At 66.0% G+C, this 18,293-nt stretch carries 8 protein-coding genes; 2 read left to right on the top strand and 6 right to left on the bottom strand.

What is annotated here, in order from left to right:
• Nucleotides 1–55: 55 nt before the first annotated feature.
• The 6 genes from FBY31_RS20435 to FBY31_RS20410 form a co-directional block, all read right to left on the bottom strand.
• Complete coding sequence (locus tag FBY31_RS20435; protein ID WP_142044629.1) at nucleotides 56–6,175, bottom strand: Ig-like domain-containing protein; 6,120 nt, start codon at nucleotides 6,173–6,175, stop codon at nucleotides 56–58.
• Nucleotides 6,176–6,340: 165 nt separating this feature from the next.
• A complete protein-coding gene (locus FBY31_RS20430; RefSeq protein ID WP_142045607.1) occupies nucleotides 6,341–12,004 on the bottom strand; it encodes an Ig-like domain-containing protein in 5,664 nt (1,887 codons plus the stop codon).
• Nucleotides 12,005–12,636: 632 nt separating this feature from the next.
• Nucleotides 12,637–13,761 carry an adenylate/guanylate cyclase domain-containing protein gene (locus FBY31_RS20425; RefSeq protein ID WP_142044627.1) on the bottom strand — a complete coding sequence of 375 codons (1,125 nt, stop codon included), beginning with the start codon at nucleotides 13,759–13,761 and terminating at the stop codon, nucleotides 12,637–12,639.
• Nucleotides 13,751–14,350, bottom strand: a complete 600-nt coding sequence (locus FBY31_RS20420) for a PH domain-containing protein (RefSeq protein WP_142044625.1) — start codon at nucleotides 14,348–14,350, stop codon at nucleotides 13,751–13,753. The genes FBY31_RS20425 and FBY31_RS20420 overlap by 11 nt, the downstream gene beginning before the upstream one ends.
• A complete protein-coding gene (locus tag FBY31_RS20415; RefSeq protein WP_142044623.1) occupies nucleotides 14,343–15,251 on the bottom strand; it encodes a biotin--[acetyl-CoA-carboxylase] ligase in 909 nt (302 codons plus the stop codon). Before FBY31_RS20415 ends, FBY31_RS20420 begins: the two co-directional genes overlap by 8 nt.
• A gap of 73 nt (nucleotides 15,252–15,324) precedes the next feature.
• Nucleotides 15,325–16,212, bottom strand: a complete 888-nt coding sequence (locus tag FBY31_RS20410) for an SDR family oxidoreductase (protein WP_142044621.1) — start codon at nucleotides 16,210–16,212, stop codon at nucleotides 15,325–15,327.
• A 221-nt stretch (nucleotides 16,213–16,433) separates the two neighbouring features.
• On the opposite strand from FBY31_RS20410, the gene FBY31_RS20405 reads away from it, so the two are divergent.
• Both FBY31_RS20405 and FBY31_RS20400 read left to right on the top strand, forming a co-directional pair.
• Entirely contained in the window at nucleotides 16,434–18,017 is a 1,584-nt protein-coding gene (locus FBY31_RS20405; RefSeq protein WP_142044619.1) for an acyl-CoA carboxylase subunit beta, read from the top strand.
• Nucleotides 18,014–18,283, top strand: coding sequence for an acyl-CoA carboxylase subunit epsilon (locus FBY31_RS20400; protein WP_442858201.1), 270 nt, complete (start codon nucleotides 18,014–18,016; stop codon nucleotides 18,281–18,283). The genes FBY31_RS20405 and FBY31_RS20400 overlap by 4 nt, the downstream gene beginning before the upstream one ends.
• The last annotated feature ends 10 nt before the right edge of the window (nucleotides 18,284–18,293 follow it).

Here is an 18,293-nt window from a genome sequence, read left to right as displayed (position 1 = left end):
TTGGTCCTTTTCTTTGGAAACGGTACGGGTCAGCTGGTACGACGCCGGCGGGCGCCTATCGCTGTGGCATTCCCGCGGGCGGGTTGCCGGGGCGGTTGGTGGTGTCGCTGCGGACGTAGTTGCCGGCAGCCGCACCGCTGGTGAGGTGGTACCAGATCCCGGAGGGATTCTCGTTGGTCTTGTACCAGACCACATAGAAGTCAGAGTCAGCCGGCTGGTTTTCCGGCATCCACTTGCCTGGACTCTGGCAGCTGGAGGGGTTGCCGGCGCGGAAGCTGTCGACGCCGTAACCGGGCTCGGTGCAGCTGCGCACCGGCGTGGCGGTGATGCTCCATGCGGTGGGCTGCGGGGGCGGCGGCGCCGCGCCGCTCCGGGACGTGTCGCTGCCGATCCGGCCCGGCTGCCCTGCACTGATGGCCCGTACCCTCAAGGTGTGCGTCTCGCCGTAACCCGCGCCAGTGGAGAACGAGCGGGCGTCGGTGTTGGTCCAGGCGCCGCCGTCGAGGCTGTACTGGTAACCGGTGACGGGCCGGCCGTTTCCGTTGGGCTGGGTCCACGTCCAGGAAACCGACCTTTCTCCGACGGGCTTGTTGGCACCTGTCACCACCGGGGCATCTGCCAGGCCGTAGGGGTTGACCGAGTTGGAGGGGGCGCTGGCATCCCCTGCAGCGGTGCTGCGGGACGATACAGCCCACACCACCACAGCCGTGTTGGTCCCGTTCGATGCCGCAACAACGCCTCCGCCGGCAGGGATGCTTCCGCTTCCTCCTCCGGATGTGAGGCTGTACCGGTACGTGATTTCCCCGGGGGCGGAACCATTTCGCTGCGCGTCAGTCAGCACGGTGAAGCGCACGTCGATCTTGCCGCCGTTTCCGTCGGTCTCCACAAGGGATGCCGTGGGAGCGGCCACGGTTCCCGGCTTGCCCACTGCCCGGATGGCTGCCGACTGGGGGCTTGTCCCGCTGGTTCCTGCCTTGTTGGTGGCCGAGACCGTGAAGGTGTAGTTGGTTTCGGAGTTGTCCACCGTGACGTTCTGCGAAGTGCCGGCAACCTGCTGGCTGGATACCACTGCCCCACCCCGGAGGGTGGTCAGGGTGTAGGCGGATACGGCATCGCCGTTGTTGTTGGGCGCAGCCCAGCTGACCTTCAGCTGGCTTTGCGAACCGAGCGAACCCGCCTGGGCAGCAGTGGGCGCGGTGGGCGTCGCCGGGACGCCGGCGGGAACCTCGGCGGCCGAATAGGGGCTCCACTCCGACGGTTCCTTGGCGTCATTGCGCGCCAGGACCCGTATTTTGTAGGAGACGCCGTTCTGCAGGCCTTTCCAGACGTAGCTGACAGCGGTCAGGTTCTGGATCTGGGCGTTCTGTCCCGGCGGCGGCGGTGAAATCTCCAGGTCGTAGGACTTCACCGGCGAGCCCTTGCTGGCCGGTGCGGTCCAGTTGATGGACAGCTCCTTGTCGCCGAACTTCAGCGAGGGCGCCAGAGGGGTCTCGGGCTTGACGTCCGGGCGCACCTCCGCGGAAGCGGGCGACCGGTCCGACTCACCGAACTCGTTGGTGGCCGTCACCTGGAAGTGGTACGTGGTGTTGTTGACCAGCCCGTTGAGCGTGCACGTGTTGGCCGCGCAGTCCTGCTGGAACCCGCCCTCGCCGTACACGGTGTACTTGGTGATGGGCGAGCCGCGGTCCGCGGGCGCCGTCCAGTTCAGCAGCGCCGTCCTGTCCCCCACGCTCTGGGCCTGGGGGGTGGCGGGCGCCTGGGGCTTGTCCTTGACGGTCAGCCGGATGCGGGCTGTGGCCTGCCGGGTAGAATCCCCCGTCTTGTCGGCCACCATATAGGACACCACCATGGTTCCGGTGAAGCCAGGGGCGGGTGTCACGGTCACCGAGTCTCCGTTGACTTCCACGTTGCCGCTGCCGGTTTCGGTCCCGGCCGCGATGATCTTCAGCGCAGTTTCCGGGAAGGGGTTGGCATCGTTGGCCAGGACGTTGACGGTCACCGGCTTTCCCGCCGCGGCGTTGGGTTCGAGATCGTCATTCGCCACCGGCTTGGGCCGGTTCGAGGCCGTCACGGCCAACTGGTAGGTGGCAGTGGCTTCGAGTCCGCGGGGATCCCGGGCCTTGACCTGGACGGCCGCGGTGGTTCCGGTGCCGCTGGAGTCCGCCGCGGAAACCTTAAGATTCTTTCCGTCAATGCTGGCGTTGAAGCCTGCAGTTGAACCGCCCACCAGCTCGTACTTCATCTTGTCGACGTCATCCCGGTCCGGGTCCGAGGTGAGCTTGCCCAGGTCGGTGCTGGCGGAGTCACCCTTCGGGACGTCCACGGTGGCGCCCAGGAGCTCGGGCGGATTGTTCTTGTTCGGATCGGGCAGCACCTTGGTGCGGATGCTGAGCGTGGACTTCAGGCCCGCCGGATCATCCGGGCCGGTTCCGTCCGTCACTTCGAAGGTCAGCGACCCGGGGCCCACGTAATCCAGACCGGCCGCGTACTTCAGGCCGGTGCCGTCCCCGGTCACGGGATCGCCGCCGTCGGCGCCGATCAGTTTGATCCGGTCCGCCTGGGTCAGCCGCGGCGAGCGGCCCTCGCGGACCTTCACCCACTCGTCCAGGTCAACGTTCACGGCCTGGCCCGCGATGACCTCGATGACCTCATCCTTGGCCAGGGTAGGCACCTGCTGTCCCAGGCCGGGGACCCAGATCACCGCCGTCGACTGCTGGCCATCCACGTCCTCCACGGTGTACGGGATGAGCTGCGGCTGCCCGGTAAGGTCCACCACCATGTTGCCCTCCGCGCCGGGCCGTGCCGTGGTGGCCTCCGTGCTGATCTGGAGGTTTTCGCCCACGCCGTCGGGGTCCTCGTCGTTTTTCAGGACGGGGACATCTACAGCGGTCTTTCCCAGGGTCTGGGCGGACGTCACCCTGTCGTCCCGGGCGATGGGCGCCTTGAGGGGCACCTCGTTGTCCACCACCACACGGATGGCCGCCTGCGCCGAGGCGTCCCTGTCGTCGGCGATGGTGTAGCGCACGTTGACGGTTCCGGCTTCGCCCGGCGCCAGCAGGATGATCCTGCCGCTGGCCTTGCTCACCGTGGCCTGAAGTGCCGGATCAGCTTCGATGCCGTCCGTCAGGATGCGGATGAGGTCGCCGTCGGGGTCCGTATCATTTCCGGTGGCGTCGACGGCGATCTGCCGGCCGGGCCGGACCCTTACCTCGTCGTCGACAGGAGTCGGTTTCTGGTTGACCTCGCCGCGCGGGGCGACCCCAACAGTCACCGTGCCGGTGTTGGCTGCGCCCTGCCGGTCCACCACCTTATAGCGGAACGTGTCGGTGCCGGCGCCGTCCCCGGCCGCCGTGAAGTCGATGAAGTTGCTGCCGACGGTGGCGGTGCCCATGGCCGGGGTGCTGTCGATGCCGGTCAGCTGGACCGAATCGCCGTCCGGATCGATGCCGTCCAGCGGGACAGGAATCCTGACCCTACCGCCGGCAACCACCCGTGCGGTCAGGTTCCGCGGCTGCGGACGCGAGTTCGCTGCGCCTTCCAGCGGCAGGATATGGATGGTCACGGCGGCGGCCCTTTTTTGGCCCTGCGGGTCCACGGCGTTGTAGATGGCCCGGACCGTCTTGGGCTGGCTGCCGGCAATGAAACGGACGGCGTTCTCCGAGACGAAGCTTTTCCCGTCCGCCGGGTCCACCCCCTGCGGCAGGACTGGATCCACGGTCAGTTCCTGGCCCTGCGGGTGGGTGTCGTTGTCGAGCACAGGGATAGTGACGACGTCGCTCACCCGGACATTCACTTCGTCCGGCTTGGGCTGGGGTGCTTCCACGACGGCGGGGGCCGGGACCGGGACCACCGAGACGCTGCCGGTGGCCGACTTCTTCCCGTTGGACATGGTGTATTCGAAAAGGATGGGATCCTTGGTCCCCAGGATGTCCGTGATGCGCAGGACGCTGTGGTTGATCACACTGACCGAGGCAGTGGAACTCTCGGGGAGCTTCACGGACTGCAACACCAGGACGCCGCCGGACGGATCAGAATCGTTGGCGAGCGGGTCCAGCAGCACGCTTCCGCCCGTTGGCATCAGCGCGACGTCGTGGACGGCCACGGGGTTGCCGGTGTCGTCGCCGGATTCCACATCCACCCGGATGAGGCCCTGGCTGCTTTGCGGCCCGTTGCTGGCGATGTAGGTGAGGTAGACCGGACCTGGGGTGGTGCTGCGGAACGTGAACGTGCCGCCGTCGGTGACGGGGCCCAGCTCGACGGGGGCGTTGGCTTCCACCTGGGCCAGCCGGAGGGCACCTCCGTTGGGATCAACGTCGTTCTTCAGCGGGGCAATGACAAGGTCCTGGCCCAACACGGCCGTGACGTGGTCGGCGTTGACCACAGGGGCCAAGGCACCCGGGGGCTGGACGTTCACCACCACTTTTCCGGTGACCGTGGCGCGGCCGTCCCAGATGGTGACCTCCACGTTCTTTTTCCCGGCGGTCGCGCCGGAATCCTGGAACGTCAGCAGGCCGTCGCGCCGGACCTTGACTTGGTCCTGGTCATTGTCTGCCTTGGCGTCCAGGAGGACCAGGTCGTCGCCGTCGGGATCAATCCAGTCGGTGAGGATGTTCTGGCTGACGGTTTTGCCCTGTTCCACCAGCATGGTGGTGTTGTCGCCGCGCTTGAACTGGGGTGGTTTGTTCTCCTTCGGGCCAACCACGCTCAGGGTCACCTGGCCGGTGGCGGAGAGGCCGCGGCCGTCCGAGGCGTTGTAGCTGAACGCCTCCGTCCCCGGTTTCGCGTCCGCCGGAACCGAGACCTGGAAGGCGGTGCCGCCGTAAATGTTCTCCAGGGTGCCGGCCTTGGGGCCGGAGTCAGTCACGGCCGCGGTGAGAACGTCGCCGTCGGGATCGGAGTCATTGTCAAGGACGCTGAGGATGGTAGTCCGGCCCGGGCGGACGCCGACGGCGTCGGGCTTGGTTTCCGGCGGACGGTTGGGTTTGGTGCGGTCCGGCAGGACGTTGATGGTGTTGTTGTCCGCCGATTCCTGGTCCTGCTCGTCTGATTCATTTTTGGGCGGAACAACGTCGTCCCAGTTGTTGACCAGCTGCATGTTCTGGTTCACCAGCCACACATTGCCCGAGTTCACATCGTTCAGGACCACCAGGTCCCGGTTCACCCGGAAAACATACGACGGCGACGCACTCGCCTTCGGCACATCCACGTTCTTATCATCAGCATCGTTGACACAGTCCCGGACATACTTGTTCGCCCCCGACCACGCCGCGTGTACACACCCGCCCAACTGCACCGGGGCCGCCGGGACGCCCTCGCCGCCGAACCCCACCGTTTTCGCCGTACCGCCATCCAGCGGCTGCTTCAACAGCGCCTTCGGCGTGGAAACCGCCACAAAATCACTGGCAGGACCACCCTGCTGCAGCCTCGCCTCCCGCGCATTCTCCAACACCAGCCGCTTACCGCCCGGCAGGAACAACGCCCCCGCCGCCGCATCCAGCAACACCGGCTTATCCCCCACCACCGTGATCTGCAGATCCCCCGAACCCTTCAACCCACCCCAGGTCTCAGACTCCGACGACGTGTCCTCACCATTGGCGTCCACACTGGTCACCGTCACCACACCCGACTTCGGATCCGCCGAATAAATCCGGTCATCCGCCCCCACCGCCGACACAGTCCCCGCCGAACCCACCAGCACCGGCTCGGACGCCTCCTCATCAAAACCATTCACCGTGGACGGCGATACTGCCCACACCTTGCCCGAAGCCGCGTCAGTCACCGAAATCACCGAGGACCCAAAACTCACATCAGCAGCACCAGGCAACTGCTTATCCCCGCCCAGGCGCATGTTCGCCGGCGACACCTGGTTCAACGTTGAGCCGGACTCATCATCAACAAACACCTCCCCGGCATCCTGCAAAATATCAAACGTCGTCGACGCCGGAGTCACCGCACCATCCAAAACCCGCGAAGGATAATTCAACCGCCCCACCGCGTTCCTGGACTTCGACACCACCCACACGCCACCATCGTTCAACTCCACCTCAGTGGCCTTAAACCCCGGATACAACACAGCACCCGTCACCACCACAGCAACAACAGCACCAAACGCAGTACCACCCACGAGCTTCTTGTGTCGCCTTTTCAGCCCAAGCTTCCCCAGCAGACTTGTCACAGCGTTACTTTTCCCCCAGATTGTGTGGCCGTACGGCAGCCCGTTCGCGGGATTGGCACGAGACTCTTTTTTCCCCGGCGCAAGCCTACCCAACCCCTTCCAGCCCCGCGATGGGGAGCTCTGCCCAACGGCGGCGGCGTGCAGCACGTACCCCGCCCAGCCCGGCTATGGCGTGGCTCCTACCGGGAAGGTGCACAGCGGGACGCCGCTCTGAGCGGGCGCACCAATTGAGGTGTGCGTGGAATTGATCCAGCGTGTCTCGTTCGGTGATCCCCGCATGATGTAGTACCACTGGCCGTCGCCACCGTAGGTGGTGCCGTGCGGCTTCCAGCACATGACGGTGAAAGAGTCCATGTAAGACATCCACGGCCGGTTGTAGCCGCTCTGGCCGTCGCAGGTACGGGCCACCGGGTCGTAGGACGTGGGTCCGGGCAGATCGGTACAGCTGCGGTCCATACCGGCGTTCAGGCGCGTGGCCCAGCTGGTCTTCTGCGCGCCGGACTGCGCCGAGGCGGACGCCACTGGACCGCCGGTGCCGCGGGAGTTGACTGTCTGGACCTGAATCGAATGCGGTTCGCTGAAACCACCCGTGTTGACCGTCCGGCTGCCGGAGGCGGCCACCCGCTCCCAGCCCCCGCCGTCGATGTTGATCTGCGTGTAGGCCACATCGTTCGTCGAGGTGGAAGGCGAATTCCAACTGAAGCTGAGGCTTTTCTGGTTCTCCGCCCCGTTCTGCCCGGAGGCCGACGGTGTGCCGGGCGAGCCGTAGGGGTTTGCGGTTGCCGGGGCGCTGGCATCCGAGCTCGGGGCCACGGCGGAATTGGCTATCACCGTGATGGCGGTGGTATCGCCGTTGGTGAAGCCCCCGACGGTTTGCCCGGGCTTGATGGGCCCGGCCTGGCCGGTGCTGGCACGGTAGGTGTAGCTGACCTCGGCGTACGATGAGCCGTTGCGTTCCGCGTCGGTGAGCTCCCGGAAGTTGATGGTGACGGAACGGCCCGCACCTCCGGTGTTGGCCTCGGTTGCGGACACGCCAGTGGGCTGGGCGAGCTTTCCTGTGGCCCTTCGGGGAGCCGATGCCGCACTGACTGCACCTTTGCCGGCTTTGTTCTCGGCCTGGACGGTAAAGGTGTACGACGCCTCCGAGTTGTTGGCGGTGAAGTTGGCCGTCCGGACGGTGCCCGCCACCACCTGCGTCTGGTCCGCGCCGCCGCCGCCGCTCATGGTGACGTAGTAGTTCCTGATGGCGTCGCCGTTGGTGTTCGGCTCGTTCCAGTCAACCTTGAGCTGGTTTGAGGTTCCCACCGAGGATGCCACGGACGACGTCGGCGCAGCCGGAGCAGCCGGGATGCCGGCCGGGTTGTCCTCGGCAGAGTACTGGCCCCAGTCGGAAGGGCCGAGCTCGTTGACGGCCTGGGCGCGGACTTTGTAGCGGACGCCGTTGGTCAGTCCCGGCCAGGTATAGCTCAGGCCGGTGACGCCGTTCTTGACTGCTATCCCGTTGGCCGGCGGAGGGGAGATTTCCAGGTTGTAGTTCTTTACTGGGGAGCCTTCGGTTTTGGCTGCGGGCCAGGCGATCTCCATGTTTTTGTCGCCGGCCTTAACCGTCGGGGCGTCCGGAGGAGACGGTTTTTCGTCCGGCCGGATCTCATTGGAAACCGGCGACGGATCGGATTCGCCGACTTCGTTGGTTGCCGTGACGGTGAAGACGTACTTGACGTCATTGGCCAGCCCGGTCAACGTGCAGGTGGTGGTGGCGCAGTCCTGGCTGAAGCCGTTGCCGGAGCGCACGGTGTACTTGGTGATGGCCGCGCCGTTGTCCGACGGCGGGGTCCACTTGAGCACGGCGGTCCGGCTCCGGACATCCGTTGCCGTGGGGGCGGACGGCGCGTCGGGCCGGTCGCGGACGGTGATGCGGACCCGGCCGTCGGTCTGCCGGGAGATGTCCCCGGTCTTGTCCATCACGGTGTAGCGCACCACCATCACGCCCTTGAAACCGCTGGCGGGGGTAACGGTAATGGAATCGTCCGAGACGGCCGGCTGCCCGGCGGCGGACCCGGTTTCCACTGTCGCGGAAGTGATCCGCAACGGCGTCTCCGGGAACGGGTTGAAGTCGTTGCCGAGCACGTTGACGGTCTCGGAGGTGCCGGCGTTGGCTTTGTCCACCACGTCCTCGTTGGCCACGGGCAACGGCCGGTTCGAGGCAACAACGGTGGCGGCCACCGTGGCGCGGACGGGTTCGGAGCGGCCGTCGGTGACTTTGAGCGGGATGTTTCCCTTCCAGCCGGCGTCCTTGGCCGGTTCCGGGGTCACCTTCAGGGTTCCGTTGTCCACGCTGGCAGTGAAACCCTCGGGAAGGGCGCCGTCGAGTTCGAACTTGAGCTTTTCCTGGTCGCCGGAATCCACGTCCTTGGCAAGGTTTCCCAGCTCCAGGGTGGCGGATTCGCCCTTTGGCACGTCGAGGGTGGCACCGCTGAAGGTGGGCTGGTGGTTGGCGTTCGGGTCCGGGATGACCTTGGTGATGATGCTGAGGGTGGACTTGAAGCCCGCCGGATCGTCCGGTCCGGTCCCGTCAGTCACTTCGAAGGTGACCGAACCGGGACCCACGTAATCCTTGAGGGCGGCGTACCGCAGGGCGCCGCCGTTCCCGGCCACCACGTTGTCCGGCTCCGCGCCCTGGACGCGGACCTTGTCCACCTGGGTAATGAGGGGTGCGCGGCCGTCCCGGACCCGGACGTATTCCGCCAGGTCAAGGGTTACCTCCTTGCCGGACATCACCTCGACGACGTCGGTCCTTGCCAGGGTGGGGTGCTGTTCACCCTGGCCCGGGACCCAGATGACCGCCGTCGCGGCTTGGCCATCAACGTCGGTGACGCTGTAGGGCACGAGCTGGTCCTCCGGCGCGAGCGTGACCTGGACCGTGCCATCACTGGTGACGCGGGCGTTGGGGTTGCCGTCAGGCAGGCTGATCTTCAGTTCGGAGGCCACGCCGTCCGGATCGGCATCATTCTTCAGCACGGGAACGTCGACAGCGGACTTGCCCAGCGTCTCCGCCTGGTTGACCACGTCATCCTTGGCAAGCGGGATCTTGAGTGCAGCGTCAGGGCTCACCCGGATCCGGATCACGGCGCCGGCCTGGGCTTTCTTGTCGTCCTGGATCTTGTAGCTGACGCTTTCATTGCCGGCACCGGCGGGCGCCGTGAGCAGTACCTTGCCGCCGTCAGCCGCTTCGACGGCGAGCTCGGGGCGGGCTTCGAAGCCGTTGGATACCAGGCTGACCGGGTCACCGTCCGGGTCCGAATCGTTGGTGAGCGCGTCGACGGCGATCTTCCTGCCGGGGCGGACGTCCACGGCGTCGTCGATGGCGATCGGTTTCTGGTTGTTGGTCTCCTGCGGCGCGATGCCGACGATCACCGTGCCCGTGTTCTCGGCGCCGATTCGGTCCCGGACCCGGTAGGTGAAAGTGTCCGTGCCGGCGGCGTTGCCTGCAGCGGTGAATTCGAGGTACCCGTCCTTGACCACCGCCGTTCCCATCGCCGGGGCTTTGTCCACGCCGGTCAACTGGACGGAGTCACCGTCTGTGTCCACGCCGTCCAGCGGCACGGGGATGCGGACTGTCATGCCTGCCACAACGCGGGCTGTCAGGTTTCGAGGCTCGGGCCGGCTGTTGAGTTGGTCGTCCCGGGCCCGGATCCGGATGGTCACCTGCTGGGAGTCGGATTGCCCGGAGTCGTTGGTGACCTTGTAGATTGCGTACACCGTTTTGGGTACGCCGCCGGCGATGAAACGCACGGACTGGCCGGAGGTGAAGATTCGCCCGTCCGCGGCGTCCGGTGTTTGCGCCAACCCGGGTTCCAGGGTGAGCTTGCCGCCGTTGGGGTCGGTGTCATTGTCAAGCACCGGGATGGTGACCACGTCCCCGGCGCGGACGGTGGCCTCGTCCGGTTTGGCCTGGGGCGCCTGCAATTTCGCGGGGGCGGGGACAACCAGTACGGAAATTTCGCCGGTGGCGGAGGACTTGCCGTTGGAGATCGTGTACTTGACGGCCAGCTGGCCCTGGGCGCGGAGGTCGGTAATCCGCACAACGGAGTGGTCCAGGACAGCGACGCTGAGGGGCAGCCCGTCCGCGGCTGTCACGGACTGGACCACCAGCACGCCGCCGGAGGGGTCGGAGTCGTTGCCGAGGACGTCCACCAGCACGCTGCCGCCGCTGGGCAGCAGGGCGGTGTCGCGGACGGCCACGGGGGCGGCGTCCCCGCCACCGGGCACGACGTCGACGCGCACCAGCTGCTGGGCGCTGGCAGGTCCGTTGGTGGCGAGGTAGGTGACGTAGTGGGCGCCCGGGGCGGTGGAGTTGAACGTGAACGTTTGCTGGTCGGCGCCCATGACGGCTGTGGAGTTGCCGTCCGGCGTGACCTGGGCGAGCCGCAGCGCGCCGCCTTGCGGGTCCGAGTCGTTCTTCAGCGGGGCGATCACCGTGTCCACCCCGGCGACGGCCACCAGGTGGTCCGCGTTGGCAATCGGCGGGAGGGCCCCCGCCGGCCGCACGTCGACGGTGACTGTGCCCTCCGTGGTGGAGCGGCCGTCTGAAACTGTGACCGTGACGGTCTTGCGTCCGGGTTCTGACCCGGAGTCCTGGAAGCTGAGCAGCCCGTCGGGGCGGATCTTGACCTGGTCACGGGGGTCGCTGCCGGATGCGCCGACAACGAAGAGGTCGTCGCCGTCGGGATCGATCCAGTCGGGAAGGATGTTCTGGCTGACCACTTTGCCCGCCTGCACCACCAGCGTGGTGTTCCGGTTGGGTTTCTGCCGCGGGGCAGAGTTCTCCCCCGCGGGGATGATGTTGAGCGTGACGTCGGCGGAGCCGGAGAGGCCGCGGCCGTCGTCCACCGTGTACTTGAATCCCTCCGAGCCGGTCTTGTCAGCGCCGATGCTGACCTGGAAACCGGTGGCGCCGTAGATGGGTGAGAGCAGGCCGGACTGGAGCGGCTCAGGGGTTCGGACGGTAAGGATGTCGCCGTCCGGGTCGGAATCGTTATCCAGCACGGGGAGGATGGTGGTCTTGCCGGCGCGCACCCCGAAGGTGTCCGGTTTGGCCACGGGCGCGCTGTTGGGTTTGGTGCGGTCCGGCAGAACCGTCTGCTGCACTTCGTCAGCGGAGTCCTTGTCGGCGTCCTCAGAGGTCTGCTGCGGGGGGATGACGTCGTCCCAGTTGTTGACCAGCTGCATGTTCTGGTTCACCAGCCACACATTGCCCGAGTTCACATCGTTCAGGACCACCAGGTCCCGGTTCACCCGGAAAACATACGACGGCGACGCACTCGCCTTCGGCACATCCACGTTCTTATCATCAGCATCGTTGACACAGTCCCGGACATACTTGTTCGCCCCCGACCACGCCGCGTGTACACACCCGCCCAACTGCACCGGGGCCGCCGGGACGCCCTCGCCGCCGAACCCCACCGTTTTCGCCGTACCGCCATCCAGCGGCTGCTTCAGCAGCGCCTTCGGCGTGGAAACCGCCACAAAATCACTGGCAGGACCACCCTGCTGCAGCCTCGCCTCCCGCGCATTCTCCAACACCAGCCGCTTACCGCCCGGCAGGAACAACGCCCCCGCCGCCGCATCCAGCAACACCGGCTTATCCCCCACCACCGTGATCTGCAGATCCCCCGAACCCTTCAACCCACCCCAGGTCTCAGACTCCGACGACGTGTCCTCACCATTGGCGTCCACACTGGTCACCGTCACCACACCCGACTTCGGATCCGCCGAATAAATCCGGTCATCCGCCCCCACCGCCGACACAGTCCCCGCCGAACCCACCAGCACCGGCTCGGACGCCTCCTCATCAAAACCATTCACCGTGGACGGCGATACTGCCCACACCTTGCCCGAGGCCGCGTCAGTCACCGAAATCACCGAGGACCCAAAACTCACATCAGCAGCACCAGGCAACTGCTTATCCCCGCCCAGGCGCATGTTCGCCGGCGACACCTGGTTCAACGTTGAGCCGGACTCATCATCAACAAACACCTCCCCGGCATCCTGCAAAATATCAAACGTCGTCGACGCCGGAGTCACCGCACCATCCAAAACCCGCGAAGGATAATTCAACCGCCCCACCGCGTTCCTGGACTTCGACACCACCCACACGCCACCATCGTTCAACTCCACCTCAGTGGCCTTAAACCCCGGATACAACACAGCACCCGTCACCACCACAGCAACAACAGCACCAAACGCAGTACCACCCACGAGACGGCGCGAACGGAAGCGTCCGCCAGAGGTTCCGGGCGTGTTTGAGCGCGCAGGTCTGCGAAATTTCACGGTGCTATTCCCCCAGTAAGGCTCCGGCACGGCCGGTTCCCGGCATGCGGCGGCCAGGTGTATTCCGACTATATCGGTATTCACTATCAAATGGATAAATTCATTGACGGGCCTTTTGCAGCCGCCGCCGGTCAATCCAGGACAAGCCCCTTGCCCAGGCCGCGGGTGAGGCGCACGGGCAGGATCTCCCCGAAGCCGCGGACGTTCTCGGGAGGCTGGGGCACCATCACAAAACGCTCATCATGCTCCAGGGCCGAGGCCGTCATGGAGTCCACCAGCACGGTTCCCGGCTCCGCGAGCGACGTCAGCCGCGCCGCGAGGTTGACGGTGGGCCCGTAGATGTCCCCAAGCCGGGACAGGATCCTGCCCCACACCATGGCCACCCTGGCTTCCGGCAGGATCTCGTCCTCGGTGAAGGCCTGGGCCAGCGCCAACGAAATTTCCGCTCCAGCGGCGGGAGTTTCGGCGATGTAGAGGACTTCGTCGCCCACTGTCTTGACCAGCCGGCCGCCGCCTACGGAAATGATCTCCGCGCACTTGTTCTCGAACCGCTGCACCATCCGGGCCAGTGTTTTCTCGTTCATCCGGCGGGACAGGCTCGTGTAGGAGACCAGGTCCGCGAAGCCGACGGCGCGCGCCAACGGCAGCGGGGCGTCGTCCTCGTCACCGTCGCGGCCTTCTTCGCTTGCCTGCAGCCCGGCCTCGGCGCGGACCGCCAGCCGCTGGACGCCGGCGTTGAGCTGGCGCCGCCAGGAGTAGACAAGCACTTCCTCCAGGGCGTCCACCAAGGCGGGCAGTTCGTTGACCAGGCGCTTGCGGGCCACGGCGTCGGTGACGCCCTGCTCGTGCACCATGTCCTCCACCAATGCCTCGATCTGCCACACCACCATCCGGTCCGTCATCTGCCCAATGGAGCGCGTGACGGAGATGGCTGCTTCCTCGGTCAGTTTGCCGGAACGCACCAGGTCCACCACGGTGGAGAGGGCTGCCTGGTCGCGTTCGGTGAAGGCGACATCCTCGTCCCCGAAGTTGGGAAAGCCCAGGGCACGCCACAGCTTGCGCGCCGACAACAGGGACAGTCCTGCGCCGGCAGCGACTTCGCGGCGGCGGAGCTTGCGTTCCCCGCCCAGCAGCCGGGACTCCAGGGCTTTCATGGCGAGCCGCTCGGCGGACATGGTGCCGGTGGGTGGGTGGGCCTCTGCCGCCGGGGCGGGCGCGATGGATCCGACGCGTTCCTGCTGGTCCTCATCGTTCATCCCGTCCACCTTCTCTCATTTCCCCCGGCAAAGCTCCGGCGGGGCCATCCGTTGACCCACCTGGCTGGACATCCTGCTCATCCGGCAGGTCATCAATGGCGTCGAGGATGAAGTCCCGGAACCTGGCTGCCTCCGGCACGTCCGGGAACGTCACCACTGACTGATATCCGGTTTCCAAGGATATATTCCCGGAGCGGAAGAGGCGTTGCAGGACCGATTCATGGACAGTCAGGTTGCGGACCGACGCCAGGTTCACCTGCTGGTCGCGCCGCTTCCACATCCCGGACCTGGCCACCAGCCTCCTGCTGGTCAGCGTGTACCGGGTGCCGTGCCAGCGCAGCAGCCGGGGCAGGCAGAAGCCCAGCCATACGGCGGCAGCGGCAAGGACGCAACCGCCCACCAGCCATGGGGTCCAGCGGCCGGAGAGCGCGGGAACGGCCCGCGTAGCCCCGCCGCGGATCAGCCAGGCGGAACAAAAGGCAGCAACCGCCGGCGCGAGAATAAACGCAACTGCGGCGCCGGCAAGCTGCCTCGGCTGCGGGCGGGTGGTCACAATGACCTGCTCGCCCGGGAGGAGGTCTTTACGCATAACCGCCTTGGCCGGAAGCGTCCGGGGAAGTCCACGGGCGAAGATGCACAACATCCCCGGCGGTGACCACATGTTCGCGGGAGTCCCGGTCCACCACCAGCAGTGAACCGTATTCGTCAAGCCGCGAAGCGTGGCCGATGATCTCGTGGTCCCCCGGGAGCTGGGCCCGCACCTGCTTGCCCAAGGTGACCATCACTGCCTCCACCCGCTTATGCAGGGAGGGCCCGCCCGCCATCCCTGCCGCCGGGTCGCCGTCGGCGTTGCAGAAGCTGCGGTACAGCACGGAAAAGTTTGAAAGGTAGCTCTTCAGGAGCACTGTCCGGTCCACCATTCGGGCGCCCTCCAGCACCGCCGATGTGGCAGTGGGAACAGGCAGCTCATTGGCGGTGAGTGTGACATTGAGCCCGGTGCCCAGGATGACCGGCGGCACCGAGCCGTCCACCATGGGGCCCAGCTGCGCCAGGATGCCGGCGATCTTCTTCCCCCGGACCAGGACATCGTTGGGCCACTTCAGTTCGGCGGGGATGCCGGCTGTTTCGAGGAGGGTTTCGCGGAGCGCCAGTGCCGCGATCAGCGACAACCAGGAGTAGCTTTGCGTGGGCAGCGGCCGTCCCTCGGCGTTGGCAGGGCGCAGGACAACCGATACCGAGATGGAGCTCAGCGGCGGGGCTTCCCAGTGCCTGTCCAGCCGCCCCCGTGCTGCTGTCTGGTACTCGGCAGTGAGCACGGACAGATCCGGCCAGGCGGCGGGCTCCACGGTCACTGACCGGAGGAGGTCGGCGTTGGTGGATCCGGTGGACTCCACTACGTCAAGCCGCGGGATGCCGGTGGCGGACAGGAAGCGCTCGTCCGCCAGGTCCCTCCGGCTCAGGGGCGTACCGGGGGTCTGTGCGTCATCCATAGCTAAATCCTACCGAGCTAAATCTGCGCGTACGCGACTGTCCCCAGCGGAACTCGCCGGCAGGAAGATGTCCCTACAGGAAAATGTCCGGAACCAGCCGGTCCTCTGCAGCGGCCAGGCTGTAGGGACGGAAGTCCATCACTCCCGCCGCTGCCAGGACTTCTTCGTCTGTGTAGAAATTCCCGCTGGCCGCACCGCCGGCTGCAAGGTTGGCGCCGGTGAGGACGGCGTGGGCGGCATCAGCCATGATCTGCGGCCCGCGCGCCGCCTGGACCATCTGCTCTCCGTGCGGCATGTTCCGGATGGCTGCGGTGTCGATCAGGGTGCAGGGCCAGAGCGAGTTGACGCGGATCCCGTCCGCTTTCAACTCCTCCGCAAGCCCCAGCGTGGTCAGGCTCATCCCGTATTTGGCCATGGTGTAGGCCAGGTGCTTACCGGCCCAGCGCGGGTCAAGGTTCAGCGGCGGCGAGAGGGTCAGGATCTGCCCGGCCCCGGACGCGCGCAGGGCGGGCAGTGCCAGCTTCGACAGCAGGAACGTCCCCCGGACATTGATGTCCTGCATGAGGTCGTACTTTTTCATGTCCACAGCGTCGGTACGGGACAGGTCGATGGCGGAGGCGTTGTTGATAACGACGTCGATGCCTCCAAAACGGTCCACGGCCGCGGAGACAGCGCGCGCCACGTCGTCGTCATTCCGGACGTCACCCACCAGGGGAAGTGCCTGGCCGCCGGCCGCCACTAACTGCTCTGCCGCCGTGTAGACGGTGCCGGCAAGTTTGGGGTGCGGCTCGCCGGTTTTGGCCATCAGTACGATGTTGGCACCGTCCCGCGCCGCACGAGCCGCGATGGCCAGCCCGATTCCGCGGCTTCCACCGGAGATCAAAAGGGTGCGTCCCCGAAGGGAACCCGTTGCCTGGTAGGGGCTCGCGGGTGAGTCCCAAGCGTCGTTGCTCAAAGTCATGGAGCCACTCTAACCCAGTTATGTTACCGACGAGTAACTTGTTCCGCCGGGCTGCGGCACGGCAGAAAATTGTAGGTTTTCTACAGCAGCCGGCGCCAGAAGCGTCACTAGACTAGCCAGCAGGGGTCGGTTTTTGTGTGGATGCTACTTAACTCCCGCATCAGACCTGCCAGCAATAACAGCGCCACTGGACCAATCTGCTACAGAGCCGGAGATATTTGATGAGCCACGATCTGACAACGACAGCGGGAAAGATCGCCGATTTCCGCGACCGCCAGGCCCGTGCCGAACAGCCCTCCGGCCCCGAAGCGATCGAAAAGCAGCATGCCCGCGGCAAGAACACCGCCCGCGAGCGCATCAACCTCCTGCTCGATGTTGACTCCTTTGTTGAGTTCGACGCCCTGGCAGTTCACCGCTCCACCGCGTTCGGCATGGACAAGAAGAAGCCGCTGGGTGATGGCCTGGTCTCCGGTTACGGCACCGTGGACGGCCGCCCCGTAGCGGTCTACAGCCAGGACTTCTCCGTCTACGGCGGCTCTCTGAGCCAGGTCAACGGCGAGAAGATCGTCAAGGTGCAGGAGTTCGCACTCCGGACCGGCTGCCCGGTGGTGGGCATCCTGGACGGCGGCGGAGCGCGCATCCAGGAAGGTGTCGCTTCCCTGGCCATGTTTGCCGATATCTTCCGCAACAACGTCCACGCCTCAGGAGTGGTGCCGCAGATTTCCCTCATCATGGGACCCTCCGCGGGCGGCGCGGCCTACTCCCCCGCGCTCACCGACTATGTGGTGATGGTGGACAAGACCTCGCACATGTTCATCACCGGCCCGGACGTGATTAAAACGGTCACCGGCGAGGACGTGGACATGGAAACGCTTGGCGGTGCCCGCCAGCACAACGCCACTACCGGCACGTCCACGTACCTGGCCCAGGACGAAACCGATGCCATCGAGTTCGTCCGCGAGCTGCTGGACTTCCTGCCGTCGAACAATCTTTCCGAGGCACCTGTCCTCGAGCACCAGCAGGCGCTGGAGGTCGACGACGACGACCTCGCCCTGGACACGCTCATCCCGGACTCGGCCAACCAGCCCTACGACATGCGCACCGTGGTTGAGCAGATCGTGGACGACGGCCATTTCCTGGAAATGCAGGCCCTGTACGCCCCCAACGTGATGATCGGCTACGGCCGGGTGGAAGGCCACACGGTGGGCATCGTGGCCAACCAGCCCCTGCAGTTCGCCGGCACGCTGGACATCGCCGCGTCGGAAAAGGCTGCACGCTTTGTCCGCCACTGCGACGCCTTCAACATCCCCATCATCACCCTGGTGGACGTTCCCGGCTTCCTGCCGGGCAAGGACCAGGAATTCCAGGGCATCATCCGCCGTGGCGCCAAGCTCCTGTACGCCTACGCCGAGGCCACCGTTCCCAAGCTCACCGTGATCACCCGCAAGGCCTATGGCGGCGCCTACATCGTGATGGGCTCCAAGAAGCTGGGCGCCGACCTCAACCTCGCCTGGCCCACCGCGCAGATCGGCGTCATGGGTGCACAAGGGGCCGTCAACATCCTCTACCGCCGTGATCTTGCCGCAGTGGCCGAGGCCGGCGGAGACGTCGAAGCGCGCCGGGCCGAGGTCATCCGCCAGTACGAGGAAGAGTTGCTGAACCCGTACCAGGCAGCCCAGCTTGGCTACGTTGATGCCGTCATCGCCCCCGCCGAAACCAGGACCAAAATCATCAAGGGTCTGCGGGCGCTCCGCGATAAACGCGCCAGCCTGCCCACAAAGAAGCATGGGAACATCCCGCTGTGATCCCCACCCAGCCCGAACAGGCGGCGCTTGAGCCTGCCGAAACCCCGGTGGTTGAGCCCGTCGAAACCTCCGCACCGCTGCTGTCTGTTGTCAAAGGCCACCCCACGGCCGAGGAGCTGGCGGCACTGACCGCCGTCGTCCTTTCACTGGGCGGCGACGAACCGGCCGGTGCGGACAAGCCGTCGGTCCGGCACTGGGTCCGCCGCCAGCAGCTGCGGCTGGCGCCCACCCCGGGACCCGGCGCGTGGAAGCGAAGCGGCGGCTAGAAGGCGGGCC

It is taken from the genome of Arthrobacter sp. SLBN-100 (assembly GCF_006715305.1).
In the GTDB taxonomy this organism is placed as follows: domain Bacteria; phylum Actinomycetota; class Actinomycetes; order Actinomycetales; family Micrococcaceae; genus Arthrobacter.
The sequence above is the reverse complement of the archived record's forward strand: the minus strand, read 5'-3'. Positions and strand labels throughout refer to the sequence as shown.

Bases quoted from the DNA above. Each gene is read 5' to 3' on its own strand.
- FBY31_RS20425 (WP_142044627.1), bottom strand. From the start codon at position 13,761: ATGAACGATGAGGACCAGCAGGAACGCGTCGGATCCATCGCGCCCGCC.
- FBY31_RS20420 (WP_142044625.1), bottom strand. From the start codon at position 14,350: ATGCGTAAAGACCTCCTCCCGGGCGAGCAGGTCATTGTGACCACCCGC.
- FBY31_RS20415 (WP_142044623.1), bottom strand. From the start codon at position 15,251: ATGGATGACGCACAGACCCCCGGTACGCCCCTGAGCCGGAGGGACCTG.
- FBY31_RS20410 (WP_142044621.1), bottom strand. From the start codon at position 16,212: ATGACTTTGAGCAACGACGCTTGGGACTCACCCGCGAGCCCCTACCAG.
- FBY31_RS20405 (WP_142044619.1), top strand. From the start codon at position 16,434: ATGAGCCACGATCTGACAACGACAGCGGGAAAGATCGCCGATTTCCGC.